This is a genomic window from Cyclonatronum sp., assembly GCF_022565315.1.
GTDB lineage: Bacteria > Bacteroidota > Rhodothermia > Balneolales > Cyclonatronaceae > Cyclonatronum.
In genome coordinates, this window is record NZ_JAIUMX010000055.1 from 1 (window position 1) to 23,544 (window position 23,544).

Genomic DNA, 23,544 nt, shown 5'->3' on the forward strand with positions numbered 1-23,544 from the left:
GCGGGTGAGCAGGTAACCATTAAAGCTATACCCAACGCCGGCTTTTCATTCCTGATCTGGACTGAAGGAGATGAAGGGGATGTGTTCAGTACCACGGCCGAGCAAACCTTTGAAATGCCTGAAAGGAACCTTACCGTTATCGCAAATTTCATCGGGGAAGCCGAAGCTGAGACCATTACGCGCTGGACCTTCGACGGAACCCTCGACGCTGCTGAAGGCGCCGGAACAGCACAGCTCATCGGAGGCACTGAAACGCATTCAACAACCGTCGAAAGCGGCTGGCGGATGACGGCTTTTCCGGAGCAGTTTACGGCATCAGGAACCGCAGGAGTTGAGTTTATGGCCGGTACCGCCGGTTTCTTCGACATACAGGTGAGCATGGGCCATCGTGCCTCGGGTACCATGAGCCGCTGGGCCGAATTTCAGTACACAACCGACGGCGGGGCAAGCTGGCAGCGCTACGGTGATAATAACGCGGCATTATCACCACATGACACCGTAACCGAGTACCTGCTTGATTTCAGCGATGTTGCGGGCGTTTCAGACAATCCTGACTTTGGCGTCAGAATCGTTTCGGTTTTCTCGCCCGTGGCCTTTAACCCCGAAGAACCTGACGAAAACTTCGCCGCGAACACCGCCTACCATCGCGCAAGAACTGAGGGCACTGGCGGCGGCGCTTACTCCGGCGGCGGGAACTGGCGTTTTCTGGATGTTACCGTAACAGGCAAAAGCCGATAAATTAAATACACTCCGGAACACACGGTTCCGGCAGAATGACTTGTAAGGAGCACTTCATGCGCGTAAACGCTGACGGAGCATCCACTGGATGTGGCATTACGCTGCTGAATGTGCTCTTTACCTGATAATTCGCTTCGTGCTGTCCAAGAACCGCAATAATTCGGTTTTGGGCAGCACTTTTTTATTCCCGAAAAGCCTCACCGGCATCCCAAATGCCCAAACACAAAATTTATGTTCAGAAGACTCAATTATACCCTCTCCGCACTTCTGTTTCTGTTTGTGCTGCACACAGCTATGGTACAGAACCCGGCGGTTGCCGCTGTAACCGATGAACCCCTTGCTGATGATCTCAGGGCACGTTTCAAGGGAGAATCTTTCAGCCTGGGCATCCTGCTTCAGACCCAGGCTTACTTTTCGTACCGTGACAGTGATTTCAACGGCGGGCGCAGCTGGGATTTGGGCTCAACGCGGATAGATTTTCGCGGCACGGTTGACCGCGACTTCACCTACAGGGTTCGCGTGTATTATTTAAGTCAGCAGCAAAGTATAGATGCACGTGTGGGCTATCGTTTTTCGGAAAACACCGAACTGGTAGCCGGTGCATTTAAGCCCTATTTGAGCCGGGAACTTGACCCGAGCCCCGGACGAACTGACTTCGTGAGGCGAGCCCGCTATGTAGGCGCAATGATGAACAGCCTCGAAGTGGGAACAAGCCTGCTTGGTAAAGCCGGCCCTGTCGGCTACCGCCTCGGTATATACAACGGAACCGGTGTACAGGGCATGAGAGGCAATACCGATAACCGGTTTCTTTACACCGCGAGGGCTTTCACCACTTTCGAGCTGAACGGCAGCCCGCTTGTGATAGGCGCAAGCGGAGCTCTGAATCAGTCGCCGGCCGCACGGGTAGGCAACACCGGCCTTACAAGCAAAGCTAACCGCTACCTCTACGGTGCTTTTGCCGATTACAGGGCTGAACATTTTTTTGTGGCTGCTGAGTGGGCACAAACCTTTTTTGATGCCCCGGAATATGCGAACCGGCAGGAAACCATCACCGGGTTTCACGCCACAATCGGTTATAAGGCCGGCCGCCGGCACGAGCTGCTGGCCCGCTGGGATTACCTCAGTTTCGATCTTCATAAAAACCCGCGCGACCGCCTGCTTGCCGGGCTCAACTACTACCCCACAAGCCTCATTACCTTTCGCCTGAACGTAGTTTTTGAGCCGGACTCACAAGCCGGTTCACAAGCCGGTGTCGCAGCGGTTTTTCAGTACATGTTTTAGGCAGGCTAACGGCAAAAAAAGGGGGGCGGGCAGCAGTCCGAATATTTAGGATGACATCATACTGTCATCAAGTGCCTGCTGAGAAAGCGCCTTACAGCGGGGTAGAGAAGGAGCCCCTTCATGGTCTTCAAAAACTAAGTATAAGAGCTCCCTGTTAATCAGTATTTGTACCTGTATGCCGGGTGGGGCGCAGGTGAGATGAACACTTCATTCCGCTTCACCCTATAAAAAAGCTATACAAAGCGTGTTAATTTTAAAAAACAATGTTGGGGTTAGAAATTGGGTTTAGTACTCATTTGGAAGCGTTTTTCCGTACTGTAAGCGCTTTAAAAGCGCTTTTTTAAGGCTTGTATATAGGATGTATATCTTGTTTCAGGTATGCCTGCGGCTTACTATAGCGCCTGACCCCGGGTGCGGATCGGTTTTGTAACCATGAATTGAAGACTGCCGCCTCTCCCGGCTGCCGGGCCTGGATTCGATTGGAACAGATCCTTCTGACAAAATGCGCGGCGGTCATCAAATAAAATCCTGATGTCTAAACCAACGAACATGATTAGATTGAAACAGTTTATGATCCTGCTGAGCTTGCTGCTGATCGGTTTTTCCGCCAGTGCAATTGCTCAGGAACGAGTGATCGTACAGGAAGATCCGGACGGCTGGAGGCTTCTTGTTGACGGTGAGCCCTTAATGGTAAACGGTATGAACTGGGATTATTTCCCGATTGGTACCAATTACGAATACGATTTTTGGGGACAACCCACAAGATTTATTCAGAATGCCCTTAACTATGAAATGGGGCTGCTGCAAAATATGGGCGTAAACGCGATTCGTGTTTACACCGGTATTACCCCGGAATGGGTTGAGTACATTTATGACAATTTCGGCATTTATACCATGCTCAACCATTCATTTGGCCGCTACGGTGTGATGCTGAACGACGGCTGGATGGCCAATACAGAGTACGCTGACCCCCGCGTTCAGGAGCTGCTTCTTCGCGAGGTAACGGAAATGGTTGAGGAATTCCACGGTACCCGCGGATTACTTCTGTACCTGCTTGGTAACGAAAACAACTACGGGCTTTTCTGGGGCGGCGCTGAAACGGAAGATATCCCGGTTGTTGACCGTGAATCAACCACTCGTGCCCGTGCGATGTACCAGCTGTTTAACGATGCAGTCCTTGCCATGAAAGAAATTGCCCAGGACCGCCCGATTGCTATGGCAAACGGTGACCTTCTGTTCATGGACCTCGTGGTTCAGTACATGCCTGATATGGACATTTTCGGTGCCAATGTGTACCGTGGCGAAACCTTCACGGATCTTTACGACCGTGTAGCTGCCGAGTACGGCAAGCCCGTTCTTCTTACCGAGTTTGGTTCTGATGCTTTTAACGCGAGAACCAACCAGGAAGATCAGCTGATGCAGGCACACTTCAAGCACCTCAACTGGTTAGACATCTATCAGAATGCTGCCGGCCTTGGCCGTGCCAACAACTCTATTGGTGGTTTTACCTTCCAGTGGAGCGATGGTTGGTGGAAATTAGGCCAGACAACTGATCTTGATGTACACAATACAGGCGCTTCGTGGGCTAACGGCGGCTACTGGTGGGATTATCAGGAAGGTGAAAACAACATGAACGAAGAGTGGTTCGGTATTATGGCCAAAGGCCCGACCGATGCTGCCGGTCATTTTGAGCTCTTCCCCCGTGCCGCATACTACGTACTGCAGCGTGCCCACCAGCTTGATGTGTATGCACCGGGTACTACGCTGGAAAGTGTTACCGAGCATTTCAATCAGATTAACCTGATGAACGCTGTACTCCAGGCCCGTGGTGACCGTGCTGCTTTGCAGGTTGAGCGCATCTCCGGCATCCGTCTGAGCCGCTTTACAGCCGATTTTACCACCTTCAATACAGGTGGAGATAAAATCACAACCCCTGAAAGTGCTGACCCCAATACCCGTCAGTTCCCCAACGAAAGGGGCTTCGACCATATGCAATCGTTCTACATCGGCATTGAAGCTGAGCCATCTCCGGATATGCGTGCTGAGGTGCAGTTCAATGTTCTTGCAAACGTAGCCCAAAACCCGATTGATGAAATTTTCTACGAAAACCGCGGCCGGCCTGCAGAAGTCCTTACTCCGGATGGCATTACCATGCTTGAGGATGTAAACCGTCTTAAAGTGTACAGCGCAAGCTACAGCTGGAACCACCGCTACTTCGATCTCGATGGTTTCTACCGCACCGGCCGCTATCACTGGGGCTACGAAGGCGACTTCTTCGGTTTGTACCCTGAAGCCAACTACGGCGATCAGATCGATATCTACAACGGTATTGCACCCTTTGGCTTTGAAATGGCAGGCCGCCGTCAGTTCGACGGTCTCAAATTCGCTTTTGGTCCGCAGCTGTGGTGGGGAGCCAACCCGGCTTTCCTTCTGAAATATCGCTACCGTCCGGGCCCGTGGGATATGGCTGCCATCTATCATGAAGACATCGCGCGCCAGGGTATGGCAGAAAGCTCATTTGCTATTCCGCAGCCCAAAACACGCCGCGTAACTTTTGCAGCAGGCCGCGATATCGGTCCCTTAGGTGTGGAAGCAGGCGTTATTTGGGCAGGTCAGCCCCTGAACGGCCGTGAATTCCAGCTTGTACGCGACGGTAATGTGTATGTGGATGAAATCAAGCCGGAAGACAACTGGGGTGGTAAACTTAAGCTTACCTACCAGCGCGGAAACTTTAACTGGTACGCACAGTCAGCCGTGATGGGTCTTGTAGCCCAGGGTGGTTACGACCAAACCATGACTTTCACCGGCTGGCACCTCAAAGACAGCGGCAGCGGTAACCAGTACAACGTACTTACCGGTTTCGCCTACCAGCTGGGTAACTTCCAGATTGCTCCGAACTTCCTTTGGCAGCAGCCAATTGAAGGCCCTGTAACAGCTGAAGCCGGCGGAGCAGCCCGCCCGAGAAACATCCTTGATGATCCGTTTGTAGTGCGCGCCAACCGTGAAATGGTTGCCGGTGAGCTTCTGATCACCTTCGACCCCACCCCGGCCACCTACATGTTCGACTGGAACAACGATTACCGCGAAGATGCCCCGTTTGCAGCAAGTGTTGGTTTTATCTACCGCCACCTGCCAACCACACAGGATGCAGCTATCGGTATTCTGCCTGACGGCCGTACAACCTTCGCTTTCCCCGGTGCACCACCGGCAAAAGACCTCTGGGAAGTACACGCACGTATCGTTTCCCGCATGAGCCCTGATCTCGGCATGATTGCACGCCTCTACGGCGGCGATGCTCAGGCCAACGGCAGCGACCCGCGCACGGTAAGCCGCTACGGTGGTGATCTCCGTGTGATTTACCGCAACATTATGCTCAACTCATTTGTGCGCGTTAACGATTGGGGCCCTTACGACTACCACCGTGACTTTAACCTTACCTTCCCGCTTCAGCTCATGGCAGATGTTTCGATGTCGCTTGGCGAGCAGGACTGGTTCAACATGCCACGCACCCGCCTCGGTGTACGCGGTACCTACCGCACTCTGGATGAGTTCTCGCCGCGCTACGCACCTGCATTCATGGAAGATCCGAGCGGGCAGATCGTTCCAAACCCGGTTGCACCAGGTTTTGGAAATGGCAACGAGTGGGAATTCAGAACCTACATTCAGATCAACCTCTAAAGAATCTTAATTGACAATCAGCATGATGAAATTAGTCATAGATAACACAAAATACGCTTTAGCGGCAGCTTTGCTGCTGTTGCTGGGTGTTTCCGCATGTGAGCGTTCTGTTGACGGTTTACCGGAGCCGGAACTTACCTCTAACCCTGAAGTCTTTATAGACAGCTTCACCCCCGGGCTTGAGTATTACCCGTATGAAGGTTCCGTGCAAAACGCGTTCAGCGTTGATACCAATACCTTCTTCGGGAACAGAGGCGCTTCAATGCGCTTCGACATCCCGAATGTAGGCGACCCTCTTGGTGCATTTGCAGGCGCTATTTTCAGAGATGATTTTGGCGGAAGAAACCTCACTTCCTACAATGCCCTTACCTTCTATGCCAAAGCCACCAAAGCCGCAACTATTAACGATATTGGTTTTGGCCAGGATTTCCTTGGCAACAGCTACGAAGTTTCAAGAAGGAACCTCAGAATCACTACCAACTGGCGCAAATACACCATTCCGATTCCGGATCCGTCAGCTCTTTCAGCAAGTCAGGGTTTGTTCTGGTACGCTGAAGGCCCCGAAAACGGCGACGGCTACACTTTCTGGATCGACAACCTGAAGTATGAAAACCTTGAAAACATGGCCCAGCCGCGTCCGGCTATTTTTAATGGCGAGGAACTGTCACAGATTGGCTTTATCGGTTCTGGTGCACAGGTTACAGGTTTAACTTACACCGCCAATCTGCCCGACGGTCAGGATGTGACCGTAACGGCAGCTCCGGCTTACTACCGCTTCGCAAGCAGCAACACCGGTGTTGCTACCGTTGATGCAAACGGCCGCATTACGGTTGTTGGTGAAGGTGATGCTACCATCTCTGCAACGCTTGCCGGTGTTCCGGCCGCAGGTTCACTGAAAATCGAGTCTCAGGGAGAATTCATTTTCGCCCCGACTCCGACTCAGGCTCCTGAAAACGTAATCTCCATTTTCAGCGATGTGTATGAGAACGTCCCTGTTGATTTCTACAACGGATTTTACGAGCCATTCCAGACCACAACCTCTAACGATTTCCAGGTTGACGGCGACAACATTCTCGGATACGAAAACTTCAACTTTGTTGGAATCGAATTCAGACAGAATGTGCCGACCATTGATGCAACTGGCATGACGCATTTGTCGCTTCACATCTTCCTGCCTAACGATGTTCCTCCGGGATCGGCCTTCAGAGCAAGAATTGTGAACAATGTAGGCGGAAATGAATCAAGCGCGTCTGCTACTGTTTTTGCAAACAGCGGTGTGCCGAGGCTGGTATCGGGCGAGTGGGTGCATGTACTTGTGCCGCTTACCGGTATGGCTGACAGATCTAATCTGGGACAAATCGTCTTCGATTCAGATCAGGGACCTGCGCTTCAGGGTGCTACCATCTGGGTAGATAACATCTTCCTGTACAATGCCAACGCAGGCAATTAATTTATTCACTGCGCATAAACCAAAATTATGAGATTTGCTCTGATTTTAATGAGCGCGTTTTGTATTGCTGCCCCCCTCTTTTGGGGGTGCAGCGATCAAAATGATGCTGAAGAAGATCGTTTTCCTACCCTGGTGTGGAGCGATGAGTTTGACACCGACGGAACCATAAACCCGGATAACTGGATTTTTGATATCGGTACCGGCGCCGAACAGGGTATCCCCGGCTGGGGCAACAACGAGCTGCAGTACTATACCGACCGCCCCGAAAATGTTAAGGTTGAAGGCGGGATGCTGCATATCACTGCCCGTCGCGAAGCTTTTCAGGGTTCCGCTTTTACCTCCGGGAAAATTCTGACCCGCGGACTTTTCGAAACGACCTTCGGCCGTTTTGAAGCAAGCATCAAACTTCCTTTCGGGCAGGGCATCTGGCCTGCTTTCTGGCTGCTGGGCGACGATTCTGACGGAACCGTGATATGGCCGCAGATCGGCGAAATTGACATCATGGAGTATCGTGGTCAGCAACCGACCATTATTCATGGCAGCGTGCACGGGCCCGGTTATTCAGCCGGAAATGCTGTCACCAAAACCTATCAGCTCAGCGGATCGAGATTTGATACCAAATTCCACGTTTTTGCAATTGAATGGGGTCCTGATTTTATAGATTTTTTTGTTGATGATGTACTCTATAATACCATCACCCCGGCAGATGTAGGAAATAACGAGTGGGTTTTCAACGATAATAAGTTTTATATCATCCTTAATGTAGCAGTTGGCGGTACTTTCGTAGGTTCACCCAACAATAACACACCGTTTCCGCAAACAATGCTCGTAGATTATGTGAGAGTTTACTCCAGGTAATTGCCCTGATTGTAAACCCCTTTTTTTGAATTACGTGTTTAATAAATCCTAAAATAAATTCTTAATACCTTGTCAATCTCAACCGAACATTTTCAGAACGGGAAGTGGTTTAAAATCTCCGATTACGATGCCATGCGTCCGTTTTTTATGAGCATTGTGAGCGATTCCAATCACTGGATGTTTATTTCCAGCAACGGAGGTCTTACCGCCGGGCGGAAAAACAGCGATTACGCCCTGTTCCCTTATTACACAGATGACAAAGTCACCGAATCAGCTGATATTACCGGCAGCAAGACGATTTTCCAGGTACAGCATAACGGAGGCCTTCGGGTTTGGGAACCCTTCTCGGAGCGTCAGGCCGGTTTATGGCAGCTAAGCCGGAATTTGTACAAGAGCTTTAGCGGTAACAAAATTCTGTTTGAAGAGATCAATCACGACCTTGGGCTCACATTCCGGTATCAGTGGAACTCAAGCAATCTTTACGGATTCGTACGTAAGAGCGAGCTGCTAAATACTTCCGGTGAAAAGCGTGTGCTGAACGTACTCGACGGCATTCAGAACATCCTCCCGTACGGCGTTGAGCCTGACACACAAACCGCGGCAAGCAACCTTGTTGATGCCTACAAGCGCAGTGAAATCGTACCCGGATCAAACCTCGGTATTTATGCCCTCAGCGCCATTATTGTTGACAAAGCCGAGCCGAGCGAAGCCCTGAAAGCTAATGTTGCCTTTTCACTTGGGTTCGAAAATCCGGTTTGTCTCGCCTCTTCACTTCAGCTCAATACTTTCCGGAAAGGGCAGATGATTACCGGTGAAGACGACGTGAAGGGTGAAAAAGGCGCCTATTTTGTCAGTGACCGTCTCACCCTTGAAGCCGGTGCTTCCAAAAACTGGCTGATCGTTGCAAACGTAAATCAGAATTATGCGCAGCTTGTATCTCTCAGTCACGAAATTCAGAACGACGCGGGACTTGAAGCCAAGCTGGAAGCCGATATTGAACAGGGTACCGAAAAGCTGCGTGCCCTGGTAGCCGGAGCTGACGGCCTGCGCCTGAGTGCAGATAACCTGAAAGACGCCCGCCATTTTTCGAATGTATTGTTCAACATCATGCGTGGCGGTACCTTCGATCATAATTATCAGATTGAGCGCGGCGACCTTAGCCGCTATCTCGAAAACGCGAACAAAGCCGTATTTAATAAACACGAGCAAAAGCTCGCAGCCCTGCCGCATACCTTCGACAAGCCGCAGCTTGACGCCCTCATTTCAGAGAGCACGGATCCGGATTTCAGCCGTTTGCTTTGCGAGTACCTCCCCCTGAAATTCAGCCGCAGGCACGGCGACCCAAGCCGCCCGTGGAACTACTTCTCCATCAATACAAACAGCGAGCTCGACGGTTCCAAAATTCTCGATTACCAGGGTAACTGGCGCGATATTTTCCAGAACTGGGAAGCACTCGTACATGCCTACCCGAATTTCATCGAAGGCATGATTTTCAAATTCCTGAACACTTCTACCTTCGACGGATACAACCCTTACCGCGTAACCAAAGACGGATTCGACTGGGAAACCATCGAGCCCGATAACCCCTGGTCGTATATCGGCTATTGGGGCGATCATCAGATTATTTACCTGCTTAAGTTTCTCGAATTTTACAAAACCCGCCATGACAATGGCTTTGACTCCCTGTTTGAGAACAGCAGCTTCGTTTACGCACATGTTCCGTACCGGATTAAACCTTACGAACAAATCGCACAGGACCCCAAAAACACCATCGATTTTGATGAGGCCGCTGATGCTGCCATCCGCAAGGCGGTAGAAGAACAGGGTGCTGACGGGGCACTGCTCAGAAACGAAACCGGTGACATTCACCGGGTCAGCTTTCTTGAAAAAATACTGGCAACAACCCTTGCCAAGGTATCCAACTTCATTCCCGAAGCCGGTATTTGGATGAACACGCAGCGGCCGGAGTGGAATGATGCCAACAATGCGCTGGTCGGCAACGGGGTTTCTATGGTAACGCTCTGCTACCTGCGCCGCTTTCTTGCCTTTTTTGAACAGGTATTCGAAAGCAGTAAGCTGGATAAGGCAGAAGTTTCGGAGGAAATACTGGTCTTTTTCCAAAGCGTAGCACAGGTGCTGGAAGAGCAAAAACCGATGCTTGAGGGCACTGTTGATGATGCAGCCCGCCTGCGTATTACGGAAGCTCTGGGCAAAGCCGGCAGCATTTACCGCGTAAAGGTATATGAAAGCGGGTTTAGTGGCAAAAAAGGGGAGCTTACCAAGGCTGAGCTGGCTCAGTTTACCCGCACAGCGCGTCTGTTTATGGAGCATGCCATCAAAGCCAACCGTCGGGCCGATAAGCTCTATAACGCTTATAACATCATGACACTCGATGAAAACGGTATTTCAATAGGCCACTTGGATGAGATGCTCGAGGGGCAGGTTGCTGTACTCAGCTCCGGCTTCCTTAGTGCCGAAGAAAGCGTAGAGGTGCTTGATGCCATGCGCAAGAGCGCGCTCTACAGAGCCGATCAGAACAGCTACATGCTCTATCCGAACAAGCAGCTGCCACGCTTTCTCGAGAAAAACATCATCCCGAATGAGCTGGTTAAAACTTCACCGCTGCTCGAAAAACTGCTCGCCGACGGAAACCTTCAGATTGTAAACCGCGACATTCTCGGCGGGGTGCATTTCAACGGAAACTTCCGCAATGCAGCTGATGTGAAGGCTGCCCTCAGCGACCTAAGCAAAGGTCCCTACGCAGCACTTGCAGAAACAGACGGACCGGCTGTTCTGCGCATCTTTGAACAGGTGTTCAATCACAAAGCTTTCACCGGCCGCTCCGGTACCTTCTTTGCGTATGAAGGTTTGGGATCGATTTACTGGCACATGGTATCCAAACTTTATCTTGCGGTTTGGGAAGTTTGTGATCGTGCTGCAGCGACTGAGGCAACTGAAGACGCTCAATCAAGGCTTGCAGCTCATTTTTACGGCGTAGCCGACGGTATTGGCGTGCATAAGCCGCCAAAGGTGTACGGTGCTTTCCCTACCGACGCCTATTCCCACACGCCCTGGCACCGGGGCGCACAACAGCCCGGCATGACGGGGCAGGTGAAGGAAGATATACTCGCAACCATTGGCGAGCTTGGGGTATCCGTAACTGACGGCGCCCTGAATTTCACCCCCCGATTGCTTAGAAAGGCAGAGTTCACTCAAGGCGCTCATACGTTCACTTTCGTGGATGTAAATCAGCAGCAGGCACAGATTCAGGTGCCGGCAAAAGCCCTGTGTTTTTCTTACTGCCAGGTACCCGTACTGTACTGTATAGCCGAAACCGATAAGGTTGAGGTAACACTTAGCGCAGGCCGTTCCGAAGTTTCTGACGGACTGCGTATCGGCTCAGCGATGAGTAAGCTGGTTTTTGACCGGACCGGTGATGTGAAGCAAATAACGGTGCATCTCCGTGAGGCGCACCTCAAATAACTTAACCCGCCCATTCATGAAAAAACTTTTTTTCCCGATACTGTTAACAACATTAGTACTGCTAATGGCATCCTGCTCTTCCCAACCAAAGCATGATTTTTCAGGCATCACGATAACCGCAGCCGAGATTTTAGGCAACCCTGAGTATCAGGCTATTTCTTATGGCGGCTACCGTGAAATTACGCGCGACATTCAGCCGACTATCCCTCAGCTGAAAGAAGATATGCGCATTCTCTCAGCTATGGGCGTCAGAATCCTTCGGACCTACAACGTGCATTACGATGAAGCGGCAAACCTGCTGCAGGCCATCCGCGAAATGCGGCAGGAAGATCCCGGCTTCGAAATGTATGTGATGCTTGGTGCCTGGATCGACGCCAAAAACTCATGGACGGATGAGCCGGAGCGCATCCGCGATCAGGATGCACCCCGCAACGCAGTGGAAATAGCACGTGCTGTGGAACTAACGCAACAGTATCCCGAAATCGTCAAAATTATCGCAGTTGGTAATGAAGCAATGGTACACTGGGCCGCTGAATACTATGTAGAGCCCGTTATCATTCTCAATTGGGTGAATCACCTGCAGGAGCTCAAGGCACAGGGCGAATTGCCGGAAACACTCTGGATTACCTCATCAGACGATTTCGCTTCATGGGGAGGCGGCGGTGAAGAATATCACACCGACGACCTTAATGCACTCATCGAAGCGGTCGATTTTATTTCGATGCACACTTACCCCATGCACAATACGCATTACAACCCGCAGTTCTGGGGCGTACGCGATAATGAGGTGAACCTGAGTGACAGCGAAAAAATCCATCTTGCAATGGACCGTGCCATGAACCTGGCAAAAAAACACTACAATGATGTTGTTGCCTACATGCACAGCATTGGCGTGGATAAACCGGTTCATATCGGTGAAACCGGATGGGCTACCATATCAAACGAGTACTACGGCGAAGGCGGTGCCAACGCCATCGATGAGTACAAATCCGCTCGTTTTTACCATGATATGCGCAACTGGAGCAATGAAAACAACATCACCGTTTTCTATTTCGAAGCATTTGATGAACAATGGAAAGATGCCGGCAATCCGCTCGGTTCGGAAAACCATTTCGGACTGATCAACCTTCAGGGGCAGGCCAAATTCATGCTTTGGGATCTTGTGGATGAGGGTATCTTCGAGGGGCTTAGCCGCGACGGGCAACCCATCACCAAAACCTTCGGCGGCGATATAGATGCCCTGATGGAGACAGTGCTTGTGCCGCCAACCGACCGTGAAATACGTGCCCGGCTTGCGGAGCGCGAGTAGAACGCAAACAAAGTGAGTAATTGCCGGGCTCAGAAGCTCTGTTGAGGGGGCGGGCCCGGCATTTCATTCCTGATTCGACAGAACATCCTTCATAAGCATCCTGCCGGAGGATAGGGCCGAAGCCCTTGCAGGATGATGGTATAAAACATCCTAAAATCAGAATAATGTCAGCAATGCAAACACCTGCCAAAGACAGGGTACCTTTACTGCAAAAAGCAGCATTCGGATCCGGTCATCTGGTTAATAACCTTTTGCCCGGAGCACTGGGCGTATTTTCCTTCTTCCTGCTCACGGCTTTTGGCATGGACCCATTCCTGGCAGGTTTGCTGGGAGGGTTGCCCCGGCTTTTCGACGCCATAACCGACCCCATTATGGGGTACATCTCAGACAATACGAAATCAAGCTATGGCCGCCGCCGTCCTTACATTTTTATAGGGGCTATTGCCAGCGGTTTGCTGTTTATGCTTTTGTGGCAGCTTGATCCTGACGCTTCACAGGCGTACAACTTCTGGTATTTCATGCTGTTTTCGCTGATTTACCTGATCGGGAACACCATGTTTTCAACCCCGCTGATTGGTCTTGGCTATGAAATGACTTTCGATTACAACGAGCGTACCCGACTTATGGGGTTCTCCCAAACGGTCGGGCAGATAGCCTGGATGATTGTACCCTGGTTTTGGGTACTTATTGCAAATCCCGATTTGTTTGAAACACAGGCGCAGGGTGTACATCAGCTGGCAATTATTGTAGGCCTGAGCTGTATGTTTTTTGGCATAATGCCTGCCATTTTTTGCCGTGAAGTAGATCAGGCCAACCTGTCGAACAGGGCTGATCTCACCTTCAAAGCAATTTTTAAAAACCTCAAAGAGCTGATTGCCAACATGAAGCTGATTGCCCAAAACCAGCCTTTTGCGCGGCTTTGCGGTGCAACCTTCCTGGTGTTTAACGGTTTTCAGATGGTAGCCTCTTTCAGTTTCTTTATTATCGTGTTTTACATGTTTAACGGCGACTACGGTATGGCGGGAACATGGCCGGCATGGTTTTCTACGGTAAGTGCTTTTGCGACGGCCTTCCTGATTATCCCGATAGTAACATGGCTGGCCAACAGATATGGTAAGCGCAAGGCGTTCATCATTTCAACAGCGCTTTCTATGGTTGGCTATCTGCTTAAATGGTGGGGCTTCAGCCCGGAAAACCCCTGGCTCATTTTTATGCCAATTCCGTTTATGGTATTTGGTATCGGCGGCTTGTTCACGCTTATGATGAGTATGACAGCCGACGTTTGTGACCTTGATGAGCTTAAAAACGGTATGCCGCGTAAAGAAGGTACCTTCGGTGCGATTTACTGGTGGATGGTGAAACTTGGGCAGGGTATTGCCCTTGTATTGGGAGGGCTGGTTCTTAAGCTGGTCGGTTTTGATCCTGAACTTTCAGTTCAGACAACCGCAACGCTTACCAATCTGCGCCTTGCGGATATCCTTATTCCGGCCTTTACTGCCGGTCTGGCCATCTGGGTGATGTGGGGATACGACCTCACCGAACAAAAGGCCCGGGATATTAAGGATGAGCTTGTAAGAAGAAGAGGTGAGCTGTAAACCTCAAAAGAGAAGTACTTTGTAAGTTCACATTTCAGTTAATTTTATCAGTTAGAAATAAGTATATGTCATTCAGAGAAGAAAGATTTTTAAGCTATGCCTCCGTAGGAGCGCAGGATCGTACCGGTTACATGGAAAGCCTTCCGGCTGAAGACCTCAACTGCCTTTTCATGGAAATCATGCAAAACGGCATTCACGGGCTCTGTTTCAGCCTGTATGAAGACGGTCAGAAACCGGGTGATGTTATTGGTGAGGCCCAAATAAGACGCCGTATGGAAATCATCAAGCCTTACTCAGGCTGGGTTCGCTCCTTTTCCTGTATCGAAGGCAATGAACTGATCCCGAAAATCGCCAAAGAACTGGGCGTTAAAACCCTTGTCGGTGCCTGGCTCGGGCACGATAAAGAGAAAAACCGCGAAGAAATCGACGCGCTTATCGAGCTTGGAAAGCAGGGTTTCGTAGATATCGCAGCCGTCGGCAATGAGGTACTCTACCGTAAGGACCTCACCGAAGAAGAGCTGCTGGCCTATATCCGCGAAGTGAAAGAAGCCCTGCCTGATATCCCCGTAGGTTATGTAGATGCCTACTACGAATTCGTGCAGCGCCCTGCTATTGCCGAAATCAGCGATGTCATTTTATGCAACTGCTACCCCTACTGGGAAGGCACCGCTTTCGAGCACAGCTTCGGCCACATGCGCCACATGTTTGAGCTTGGCGTGCAGGCAGGCAAAGGCAAACGCGTGATCATCACCGAAACCGGCTGGCCAAGTAAGGGTGAAGGCCTTGGTGGTGCTGTCCCCTCAAAAGAAAATGCCCTCAAATATTTTATCAATACCCAGCTTTGGGCCAATGATAATAATATTGAGGTGTTCTACTTTTCATCTTTTGATGAATCCTGGAAAGTAGGTGCCGAAGGTGAAGTTGGCGCCTATTGGGGATTGTGGGACAAAAACGAAAAACTCAAATTCTGAGAATGACTACATTTGAGCAACTCGGTATGGAAGCCGGAAGAGCAGTCTGCTATTCCGGCTTCCGTGAGGGGCAGCAGCCCGGAGGCCCTTATCCCACTTACGAACAGGTAGTCGAAGATCTGCACCTGATGCGCCCGCACTGGAAACACCTGCGTATGTACGACTGCGACGAACACGCCATTATGGTTTTGAAAGCTATCCGGCAGGAAAAGCTCGGCTTCACCGTAATGCTCGGCGCCTACATCGAGGCCGAAATGAACAACTTTAACTGCCCATGGGGCGGTGGTGTGTACAGCGAGGAACAGCTTGATATAAATGTTGCCCTCAATAAGTCCAAAATGGAAAAGCTCATCGCACTGGCCAACGAATACCCCGATATTGTTTCAAGCCTTTCGGTTGGCAACGAGGCCTGCGTAGAATGGACGGATCATTATGTGCATGAAAACAGCGTGCTCGCTTATGTAAAGCAGGTGCAGGCCGGGGCAAAACAACCGGTTACCTTCTGTGAAAACTACGTACCCTGGCACATGAAGCTGCAAAAACTGGCCGAAGCCGTTGATTTTATTTCCATACACACCTACCCCGTGTGGGAATACAAGCACATCGACGAAGCACTCGATTATACCCGCGACAATTACTACTCGGTAGCTGCCAAATATCCCGGCAAACCCGTTGTAATAACCGAGGCCGGCTGGGCAACCAACTCCAACGGCCGCGGCATCAATCCGGGAAACGTGAACGAGACCTATCAGAAAATTTATTTCGAAAAGCTGATGACCTGGACCGATACGGAAGGCATCCTGACCTTCTTTTTTGAAGCTTTCGATGAATCCTGGAAAGGCTCTCCTGAACCGCTTGAACCGGAGAAACACTGGGGACTCTTCAAAATTGACCGTACGCCGAAGCTCGCCCTTCAACATTTAAGCGGCTATTAATCTCCTCTTGAATAACAAAGGTAAACCCGTACATTTCTGCTTCGGAAAACCCGTATTCAATAACTTACAGCTTTGAAGCTCTTATCCCTTTTTTTTCTGCTATTTCTGGCACTTCCCGCTGAGGCGCAGCTGCTTCCCGAAAAGGGGGTGCCCCGAATGGATAGTTTCACACCGGCTGATTATCAAAATGCCGGGAAAATATGGGATATCGACTCAGCCCCAAACGGCATTGCTTACCTTGCTGCCGACAGGGGCCTGCTCGAATTCGATGGCCGGAAATGGCGCCGGTTCAGAGGCAGCGACGGCTTCATACGCTCTGTTTTGGTGATGAGCGATTCCCTGCTCTATACCGGTTCCGATCTGGATTTCGGCCGATGGATCAGGGATGATGCCGGCGGCTGGCACTACACATCCCTGTATCCTTTCCGGGATGAGCTGGCGGGCCTGGCTGAAGAGTTTTGGGGGGTACACGAACAGAACGGCTACCTTTATTTCGTTTCAGCAAGTAACCTGTATGTGTACCGGAATCAGAATCTCACAAAAATTGCTGCCCCCAGCCGTTTTTCAGGCAGCGTTTTTTTTGAAGATACACTTTGGATTGCTGATGAAGTTCAGGGTCTGATGCGCGTTTCTGAATTTGCACTTCAGCCTTTTGCGCCTTTTCCGGAGCCGGGCCCGCAGGAGCTCACCGGGCTCTATAGGCAGGGGGAAGCTCTGATGGTTGTTACCCGTAAATCCGGCTTGCTGCGCTATGAAGACGGTGCAATGCAGGCAGATAACAGCCCCCTTGCCCGGGAACTGAATGCGGCAGCGGTATTCAGCTTTGAACCTCTCGGACAGGATTTCCACGCTTTCGGCACAGTACAGCGCGGTGTGTTTATTGTAAACGCCACCGGAAGGCTTGTGCATCACATCAACCGAAACAAAGGGCTGCCAAACAACACCGTGCTTAGCCTTCACTTTAGTCCCTTTGGAAAACTGTGGTCAGGCCTGGATTTTGGCCTTACGACCCTTGACCTTCGCAGCAGCCGCACTTTTATTTACGATTACCGCGGCGATTTCGGAACCGGCTACTCGGCCCTGCTTCAGCATGATACCTTCTACCTCGGTACCAATCAGGGGCTTTATTACGTACCCTGGCAGCAGCTGGATAACAGCAGTGCTTTTTTTGACTTCCGGCAGGTTCCCGGCTCCGACGGGCAGGTGTGGTCAATTCATGAAATTGGGGATGAGGTTTTTGTAGCCCACGACCGCGGCTTATTTGTGTACCGCGATCGCCGCCTCCGCCTGATCGGAGAAGCCCGCGGCACCTGGACCGTTATCCCTTTCGGCTCGTATCTGCTTGCAGGTACTTACAATGGTATTTCGGTTTTTGAAAAGCAGCAGGGGGAATGGCGCTTATTGCGGCAGATGGAGCTGATTGTGGGGTCCGCGAGTCAGCTCATACCCGAGAGCCCAAACCTGCTTTGGGTGAACATCCCGAATTTCGGCTTTGTACGCGCCCGTCTCGATGAAAATTTGTTTCCCGTTGAGCGTACCTTTTTTCCTGTTGCTGATTTTGAGGGCGATGATGCTTTTCTGGTTTACGAAAACGACAGCCTGAGCGTGATCAGTAGCCTCTACCGCTACCATTTTGATGCTGATTCGGAGGCTTTCGGCCCTAAACAACCTCAATATCATCATCACCTGCCCGATGAGGTGCTCCCGGGTATTTTTAGCCCAATCGCTCTGAATGATGGCTGGCATTTTTTTCCGGTATCCAACGGATTCGCACTTCAGGATCTTAACAGAGCATACGATCCTGAACAGCTGAACCGGCAGTTGAGGCTGCAGCGGGCTAAACTTTTCAGCAATGATGCCCTGCAGGCCTGGCAGCCCGGCATCATCCTGCCCAAAAATATGAATAACCTGCGCCTCGATTTTGTGATTCCTAACGAAACAGACTTCTGGTATCAGTACCGGTCAGGACCTGCGGCAGAATGGAGCAGCCCTTCTCAAAATGCCGGAATTGAACTCATCGGCCTTCGGTCGGGGCAGCATGAATTGCAGGTAAGAGCGCTTTTTGGCGGGGAAGTTATTGCCGAAAAAAACATTACGTTCCGGGTTGCTGCTCCCTGGTACTTCAGCTGGTACGCCTTTCTGGTTTATGCCCTGCTGATTTTCGGCGGATGGAGCCTTCTGAAGCGCTGGCACCGGGAAATTCTGCTGGAACAGAAAAAAGCTCTGGTTCAGCGGCAGCAAAAAGATTTTAAAGATCAGGCTGCAAGGCATCGGCAGCAGGTGATGCTGCTGGAGCAGGAGCGCCTTCAGGAAGAACTCGACAAACTCGAAAAAGCCCTGAAGAACAAGACTCTCGAGCTGGCTAACCGTGCTAAAAAAAGTCAGGATAAAAACCGGATTTTACGCGAAGCCAGAGATAAAATGCAGGCACTTGAAGCAACCTCTCAGGTTTCCAAAATCCGGATTCAGGATGTAAGCAAACTCATCGACTCATGTATTGAGCTTGAGGATAACACCTTCGAGATTCAGATGAGCGAGCTGCATCAGGAGTTTTTCAGGAAGATGAAGGAGCTCTACCCTGAGCTTTCGGGTAACGACCTGCGCCTGTGTGCTTATGTGAAGCTCGGTTTCAGCGCTAAGGAAATTGCCGAGATGCTGCACATACAGCCCTCGAGCGTGTACATCAGCCGATCCCGACTCCGCAAAAAGCTCAACCTTGAAACTGATGAAGATTTGTACGGTTTCCTGAACAGTATTGAGTGACATGGCCGGCTGCCGGCTCCTGTACTGATTTCGGCACTCCGGGCAGTGCTGCGTCTCTCTTACTTTTTTGGAGTTTTTTTTATTGGGGGAAGGCTGGGCCTGAGAAGGATCAGACCCAGCCCCACCTTGCACACGGATGTCTCAGCCTGAAATAAGGCTGTTTTTTCGAAAAACAGAACGATAACCAGAAACAGCAGGAAGGTTGCACTATGGAATCAAGCAGTTTTGAACGTTTATCTGTAAATGAGCGGGGGCGGTACTGATGAAAACGCAGAACGCTGTTGTAACCCGCATCGCCATGATTGTAGCGCTTGGCGGGTTTTTGATGGGCTTCGATGCCTCGGTAATTTCGGGCGTTGTCCGGTTTATTGAGCCGGAGTTCGGACTCTCCAAAATTCAGCTGGGATGGGCGGTCGGCTCGCTTACCCTCACCGCGACCCTGGCCATGATGATTGCCGGGCCGCTGAGCGACCGCTTCGGGCGGCGGACCATCCTGAAAGCCGCCGCGATTTTGTACGCGGTTTCGGCTCTTGGCTCGGCCCTGGCGCCGGATTTCACCACGCTCGTGATTGCCCGCATGATCGGCGGCTTCGGCGTAGGTGCCTCTCTCATTATCGCCCCAATGTACATTGCGGAAATCGCCCCGCCCAAAATCCGCGGCCGGCTGGTAAGCTTCAATCAGCTCAATATTGTAATCGGTATTTCGGCAGCTTTCTTCACCAACTACCTCATTTTACAGTGGTCGCAGTCCGACGCCGCATGGGCACAGGCCCTGATGTTCAGCGAATACACCTGGCGCTGGATGCTCGGCCTCGAAACCCTTCCCGCCGTGATCTATTTCTTTGGCCTGTACTTCGTGCCGAAGAGTCCGCGCTGGCAGATCATGAAAGGAAGCGTGCCCGAAGCCCGCATCACCCTGAACCGGATCTACGGAGAAGACGAAACCGACCGGCAGATTGAGGACGTGCTTCGCAGCCTGAAAGCAGATGAGAAAAAAGAAAAAGTTTCCCTCAAAGAAATTTTCCATCCGTCGCTGCGGCTGGTGCTTGGTATCGGGGTTGTTCTGGCTGTGCTGCAGCAGATTACCGGAATTAACGCGGTCTTTTTCTATGCGCCCATGATTTTCGAGCAGTCCGGCATCGGAACGGATGCTTCGTTTATGCAGGCCATCCTGGTCGGCCTTACCAACCTGGTGTTCACCATTGTGGCCATGCTGCTGATTGATAAGCTCGGGCGCAAGCCGCTGCTGGTTATCGGTATGAGCGGCATCACCCTGATGATGATGCTTCTCGCCTGGGGCTTCCATTCGGCGACCTACGAGCTGAGCAGCGAAGACATTCAGGCAATGGAAATCCCCGCTGAAACCCGTGCCGTTGCCGGCAGTCTGGCAGGGGTGCCCTTCGCAAGCGATGTGGCTTTTAAACGCGCCCTGGCCGAAACCCTCGGCACTGAAGCAGCCGTGGAGTTCGAATCGGCCTTCATTACGGCGGCCATCGACATCAACCCCACCCTCATTTTGTTTGGCATTCTGGGCTTTGTGGCTTCATTTGCCATCTCCATCGGACCCGTGATGTGGGTGATGTTTTCGGAGCTGTTCCCGCTCCGGGTGCGGGGGCTGGCCATATCGTTTGCCGGCTTCATCAACTCGGGCGTCAGCTTCGGCGTGCAGCTGGTTTTCCCCTGGGAGCTCGCCGTGCTGGGCAACAGCATCACCTTCCTCATCTACGGCGTATTTGCCGCAATCGGACTGGTGTTTATCTGGCGCATGGTTCCTGAAACCAAAAACAAAACCCTTGAAGAATTAGAACAGCAACTCGTAAAGAAATAACCATGAAAAAAATACGTGCAAGTATCCTCAGTATCATCATCCTTGCTGTGCTGTCGGGCCTGCTGAGTGCGCCGGCCTTCGCACAGCAGGAGCGTCCGCTGTACCTCAACCCAGAGGCCCCGATTCATGAGCGGGTGGAAGACCTCCTCAGCCGAATGACGCTCGAAGAGAAAATCGGGCAGATGAGTCAGCTCGATATTTCGCAGATCAACACGACCGGCATTCAGGCCGATGTGGTGCTTGATCCCGAGAAGGCCCGCAACCTGATTGTAAACCATCACGTCGGCTCTTTCATCAACGGGGAGGCCGTGCCGCCGCAGCAGTGGTACGAGTACATGGCCGGCCTCACGCGCATAGCGGTGGAAGAAAGCCGGCTCGGCATCCCGATCATTTACGGCATCGATCACGTGCACGGTGCGAGCTATATGGCCGAAACGACCATCTTCCCGCAGCCGATTAACCTGGGCGCGACTTTCAATACCGCACACAGCTACAACATGGGCTGGGTTACCGCCCTGGAAATGGCCGATGTGGGCCATCACTGGAATTTCGCCCCAACCCTCGATGTGGGCGTCAATCAGATCTGGGGCCGGCTGTACGAAACCTTCGGCGAAGATCCGCTGTTGGTTTCGCAGATGGGCGTGGCCTATCTCGACGGCTTTCACAACAATGCCGACATTGCGCCCTACCGCCTCGCTTCGAATGCGAAACACTTCATCGCCTATTCCGACCCGGTTTCCGGCTGGGACAAAACCCCGGTAAGCATGAGCATGCAGGAGATTTGTGAAATTCACCTGCCGCCGTTTCAGGCTGCGATCGATGCCGGCCTGATGACCATTATGGGGAACAGCGCCGAGGTGAACGGTGAGCCGGTGCATGCCTCGCACTTTTTCCTCACCGAAATGCTGCGCAATCAGCTGGGCTTCGAAGGTGTGGTGCTCACCGACTGGGATGAAGTGGGCAAGCTCGTAGGCTTCCACCGCACCGCCCGCGACTACAAAGAAGCGACCTATCAGGCTGTTACCGCCGGGATTGATGTAAGCATGACCCCCCTCACCCTGCAGTTCAACGATGCCCTGCTGGAGCTGGTGCAGGAAGGCCGCATCAGCGAAGAGCGCATCGATGAGTCCGTGCGCCGTGTGCTGCGCCTCAAGTTTGAAATCGGCCTGTTCGAGAACCCCTTCCCCCGCAGCGACCGTCTGGCCCGCATCGGCAGCGAAGAAAGCCGCCTGAAATCGCTCGAAGCCGCCCGTGAATCAATCGTGCTGCTCAAAAACGAGGATGAGGTGCTTCCGCTCCAAAATCCCGCGCGCATCGTGCTGGCCGGTCCGTCGGCCAACAGCAAACGCAACCTGGCCGGCGGCTGGACCCTCGCCTGGCAGGGCGGTCGCGAGGAGCAATACCCCGAGCGCATGCACACCATCTACTCGGCACTGCAGGCCGCTTTCCCGGATGCACAGGTTGAGCTGATGGAAGCCCTGCCCGAAAACCGCGAGCAGCTCATGGGGCAGCTTGCCGGTGCCGATGTGATCATCTACGCCGGCGGCGAAGAACCCTATGCGGAGTTTCTCGGCAACATCACCGATCTGAATCTGCCGCAGGAACAAAAGGATGACATCCGCCACCTTGCGGCCTCCGGCATTCCGATGGTTACCGTGCTGGTGCAGGGGCGTCCGCGCCTGATCACCGACGTGCTCGGCCACATGGATGCCCTCATCCACGCCGGGTTGCCCGGTTTCGAAGGGGCCGAAGCCATCGCCGATGTGCTCAGCGGCCGCGTGAACCCGAGCGGGCGCCTGCCGTTCACCTATCCGGCTTTCTCGGGCCACATGCTCAACTACAACCACAAGCCGAGCGACATCTTCTTTTTTCACCCGGATTCGCAGCATCCCTTTGAGGAACCCAATCCCGGCACGCACCTCTTCACTTTTGGTGAGGGCCTGAGCTACACAAGCTTCAGCTACAGCGATCTGCGCGTGAGTGCGGACGAAGTTTCTGCCGGCGGCAGCCTCACCGCGAGCGTTACCGTAACCAACACCGGCGATGTTGCCGGCAGCCGGCCGCTGCTGTGGTTCCTGAGCAACACCTACGCAACCATTCCGCGCCCTGTGCGCGAGCTGAAGCACTTCGAGCGCGTACACCTTGAACCCGGTGCTTCCCAAACCCTCGAATTTGAAATCCGGCCTGAAGAAGTACTCTGGTACCCCGACGGAAACTGCGAGCGCGTGTTTGAAGCCGGTACTTTCCTGGTTCGTGTGGGTACTTTGAAAGAATCGTTTGAGTTCAGGCCCTGATTCTTTTTGCATGTGTGTACGGGCAGTCCGGTTTTCAGAAACCGGCCTGCCCGTATTTGTTTTCAGGATGCGGCAGGGGGGAGCCTGTGCAGCAAAAACATCACTTTATATAAGGTCAGGATTCAGTAAGTTCAGGCACACATTTTTAAGCAACTAAACCCGTCAAAATGCTCACATTTTCGTCCCGCTCAGAAAACGAGGCTTCCGGTGTCCGCCACCGGGGTAAAACGCTTGTTGATTTCTGGAACGGGAACCGGTCCGAGGCGCGGCAGCAGTATGAGAGGCTGGTACTCGAAGCTGTGCTGGAAGCTACCGGGGCAGCATTCGGAGACTGGGAAATTCAGGAGAGCCTTGAGGATTA

The 23,544-nt window shown here is 52.1% G+C and carries 13 protein-coding genes and 1 pseudogene; all 14 read left to right on the forward strand.

Annotated elements, in window-relative coordinates; translation table 11 throughout:
* On the forward strand, window positions 1-738 hold a 738-nt coding region (locus LAT75_RS09660), incomplete at its 5' end, for a hypothetical protein (protein WP_291482453.1).
* A gap of 231 nt (window positions 739-969) precedes the next feature.
* Window positions 970-2,019 carry a hypothetical protein gene (locus LAT75_RS09665; protein WP_291482454.1) on the forward strand — a complete coding sequence of 350 codons (1,050 nt, stop codon included), beginning with the start codon at window positions 970-972 and terminating at the stop codon, window positions 2,017-2,019.
* A gap of 549 nt (window positions 2,020-2,568) precedes the next feature.
* Window positions 2,569-5,697 carry a glycosidase gene (locus LAT75_RS09670; protein WP_291482455.1) on the forward strand — a complete coding sequence of 1,043 codons (3,129 nt, stop codon included), beginning with the start codon at window positions 2,569-2,571 and terminating at the stop codon, window positions 5,695-5,697.
* Window positions 5,698-5,719: 22 nt separating this feature from the next.
* Window positions 5,720-7,147 (forward strand): Ig-like domain-containing protein, encoded by a 1,428-nt coding sequence (locus LAT75_RS09675; RefSeq protein WP_291482456.1) that lies wholly within the window; start codon window positions 5,720-5,722, stop codon window positions 7,145-7,147.
* Between the two features lie 27 nt (window positions 7,148-7,174).
* On the forward strand, window positions 7,175-8,005 hold the full coding sequence (locus LAT75_RS09680) for a glycoside hydrolase family 16 protein (protein WP_291482457.1): 831 nt from the start codon (window positions 7,175-7,177) through the stop codon (window positions 8,003-8,005).
* Between the two features lie 69 nt (window positions 8,006-8,074).
* A complete protein-coding gene (locus LAT75_RS09685; protein ID WP_291482458.1) occupies window positions 8,075-11,488 on the forward strand; it encodes a hypothetical protein in 3,414 nt (1,137 codons plus the stop codon).
* 64 nt (window positions 11,489-11,552) lie between these two features.
* Window positions 11,553-12,797 carry a glycosyl hydrolase family 17 gene (locus LAT75_RS09690; protein ID WP_363320549.1) on the forward strand — a complete coding sequence of 415 codons (1,245 nt, stop codon included), beginning with the start codon at window positions 11,553-11,555 and terminating at the stop codon, window positions 12,795-12,797.
* Window positions 12,798-12,961: 164 nt separating this feature from the next.
* Complete coding sequence (locus LAT75_RS09695) at window positions 12,962-14,392, forward strand: MFS transporter (RefSeq protein ID WP_291482460.1); 1,431 nt, start codon at window positions 12,962-12,964, stop codon at window positions 14,390-14,392.
* A 65-nt stretch (window positions 14,393-14,457) separates the two neighbouring features.
* Window positions 14,458-15,363: a glycosyl hydrolase family 17 protein gene (locus LAT75_RS09700; RefSeq protein ID WP_291482461.1), complete on the forward strand. Its 906-nt coding sequence runs from the start codon at window positions 14,458-14,460 to the stop codon at window positions 15,361-15,363.
* Between the two features lie 2 nt (window positions 15,364-15,365).
* The gene (locus LAT75_RS09705; protein WP_291482462.1) at window positions 15,366-16,298 is read left to right on the forward strand and encodes a glycosyl hydrolase family 17 protein; all 933 of its coding nucleotides are present in this window, start codon (window positions 15,366-15,368) and stop codon (window positions 16,296-16,298) included.
* Between the two features lie 72 nt (window positions 16,299-16,370).
* The gene (locus LAT75_RS09710; protein ID WP_291482463.1) at window positions 16,371-19,061 is read left to right on the forward strand and encodes a hypothetical protein; all 2,691 of its coding nucleotides are present in this window, start codon (window positions 16,371-16,373) and stop codon (window positions 19,059-19,061) included.
* 262 nt (window positions 19,062-19,323) lie between these two features.
* Window positions 19,324-20,889, forward strand: a complete 1,566-nt coding sequence (locus LAT75_RS09715; RefSeq protein ID WP_291482464.1) for a sugar porter family MFS transporter — start codon at window positions 19,324-19,326, stop codon at window positions 20,887-20,889.
* A gap of 2 nt (window positions 20,890-20,891) precedes the next feature.
* Window positions 20,892-23,183 carry a glycoside hydrolase family 3 N-terminal domain-containing protein gene (locus tag LAT75_RS09720; RefSeq protein ID WP_291482465.1) on the forward strand — a complete coding sequence of 764 codons (2,292 nt, stop codon included), beginning with the start codon at window positions 20,892-20,894 and terminating at the stop codon, window positions 23,181-23,183.
* 167 nt (window positions 23,184-23,350) lie between these two features.
* A pseudogene (locus tag LAT75_RS09725) lies at window positions 23,351-23,544 on the forward strand (hypothetical protein); the annotation flags it as partial.

Coding starts and splice junctions, on each gene's coding strand:
- LAT75_RS09665 (WP_291482454.1), top strand. CDS start 970: ATGTTCAGAAGACTCAATTATACCCTCTCCGCACTTCTGTTTCTGTTT.
- LAT75_RS09670 (WP_291482455.1), top strand. CDS start 2,569: ATGATTAGATTGAAACAGTTTATGATCCTGCTGAGCTTGCTGCTGATC.
- LAT75_RS09675 (WP_291482456.1), top strand. CDS start 5,720: ATGATGAAATTAGTCATAGATAACACAAAATACGCTTTAGCGGCAGCT.
- LAT75_RS09680 (WP_291482457.1), top strand. CDS start 7,175: ATGAGATTTGCTCTGATTTTAATGAGCGCGTTTTGTATTGCTGCCCCC.
- LAT75_RS09690 (WP_363320549.1), top strand. CDS start 11,553: ATGGCATCCTGCTCTTCCCAACCAAAGCATGATTTTTCAGGCATCACG.
- LAT75_RS09695 (WP_291482460.1), top strand. CDS start 12,962: ATGTCAGCAATGCAAACACCTGCCAAAGACAGGGTACCTTTACTGCAA.
- LAT75_RS09700 (WP_291482461.1), top strand. CDS start 14,458: ATGTCATTCAGAGAAGAAAGATTTTTAAGCTATGCCTCCGTAGGAGCG.
- LAT75_RS09705 (WP_291482462.1), top strand. CDS start 15,366: ATGACTACATTTGAGCAACTCGGTATGGAAGCCGGAAGAGCAGTCTGC.
- LAT75_RS09715 (WP_291482464.1), top strand. CDS start 19,324: ATGAAAACGCAGAACGCTGTTGTAACCCGCATCGCCATGATTGTAGCG.
- LAT75_RS09720 (WP_291482465.1), top strand. CDS start 20,892: ATGAAAAAAATACGTGCAAGTATCCTCAGTATCATCATCCTTGCTGTG.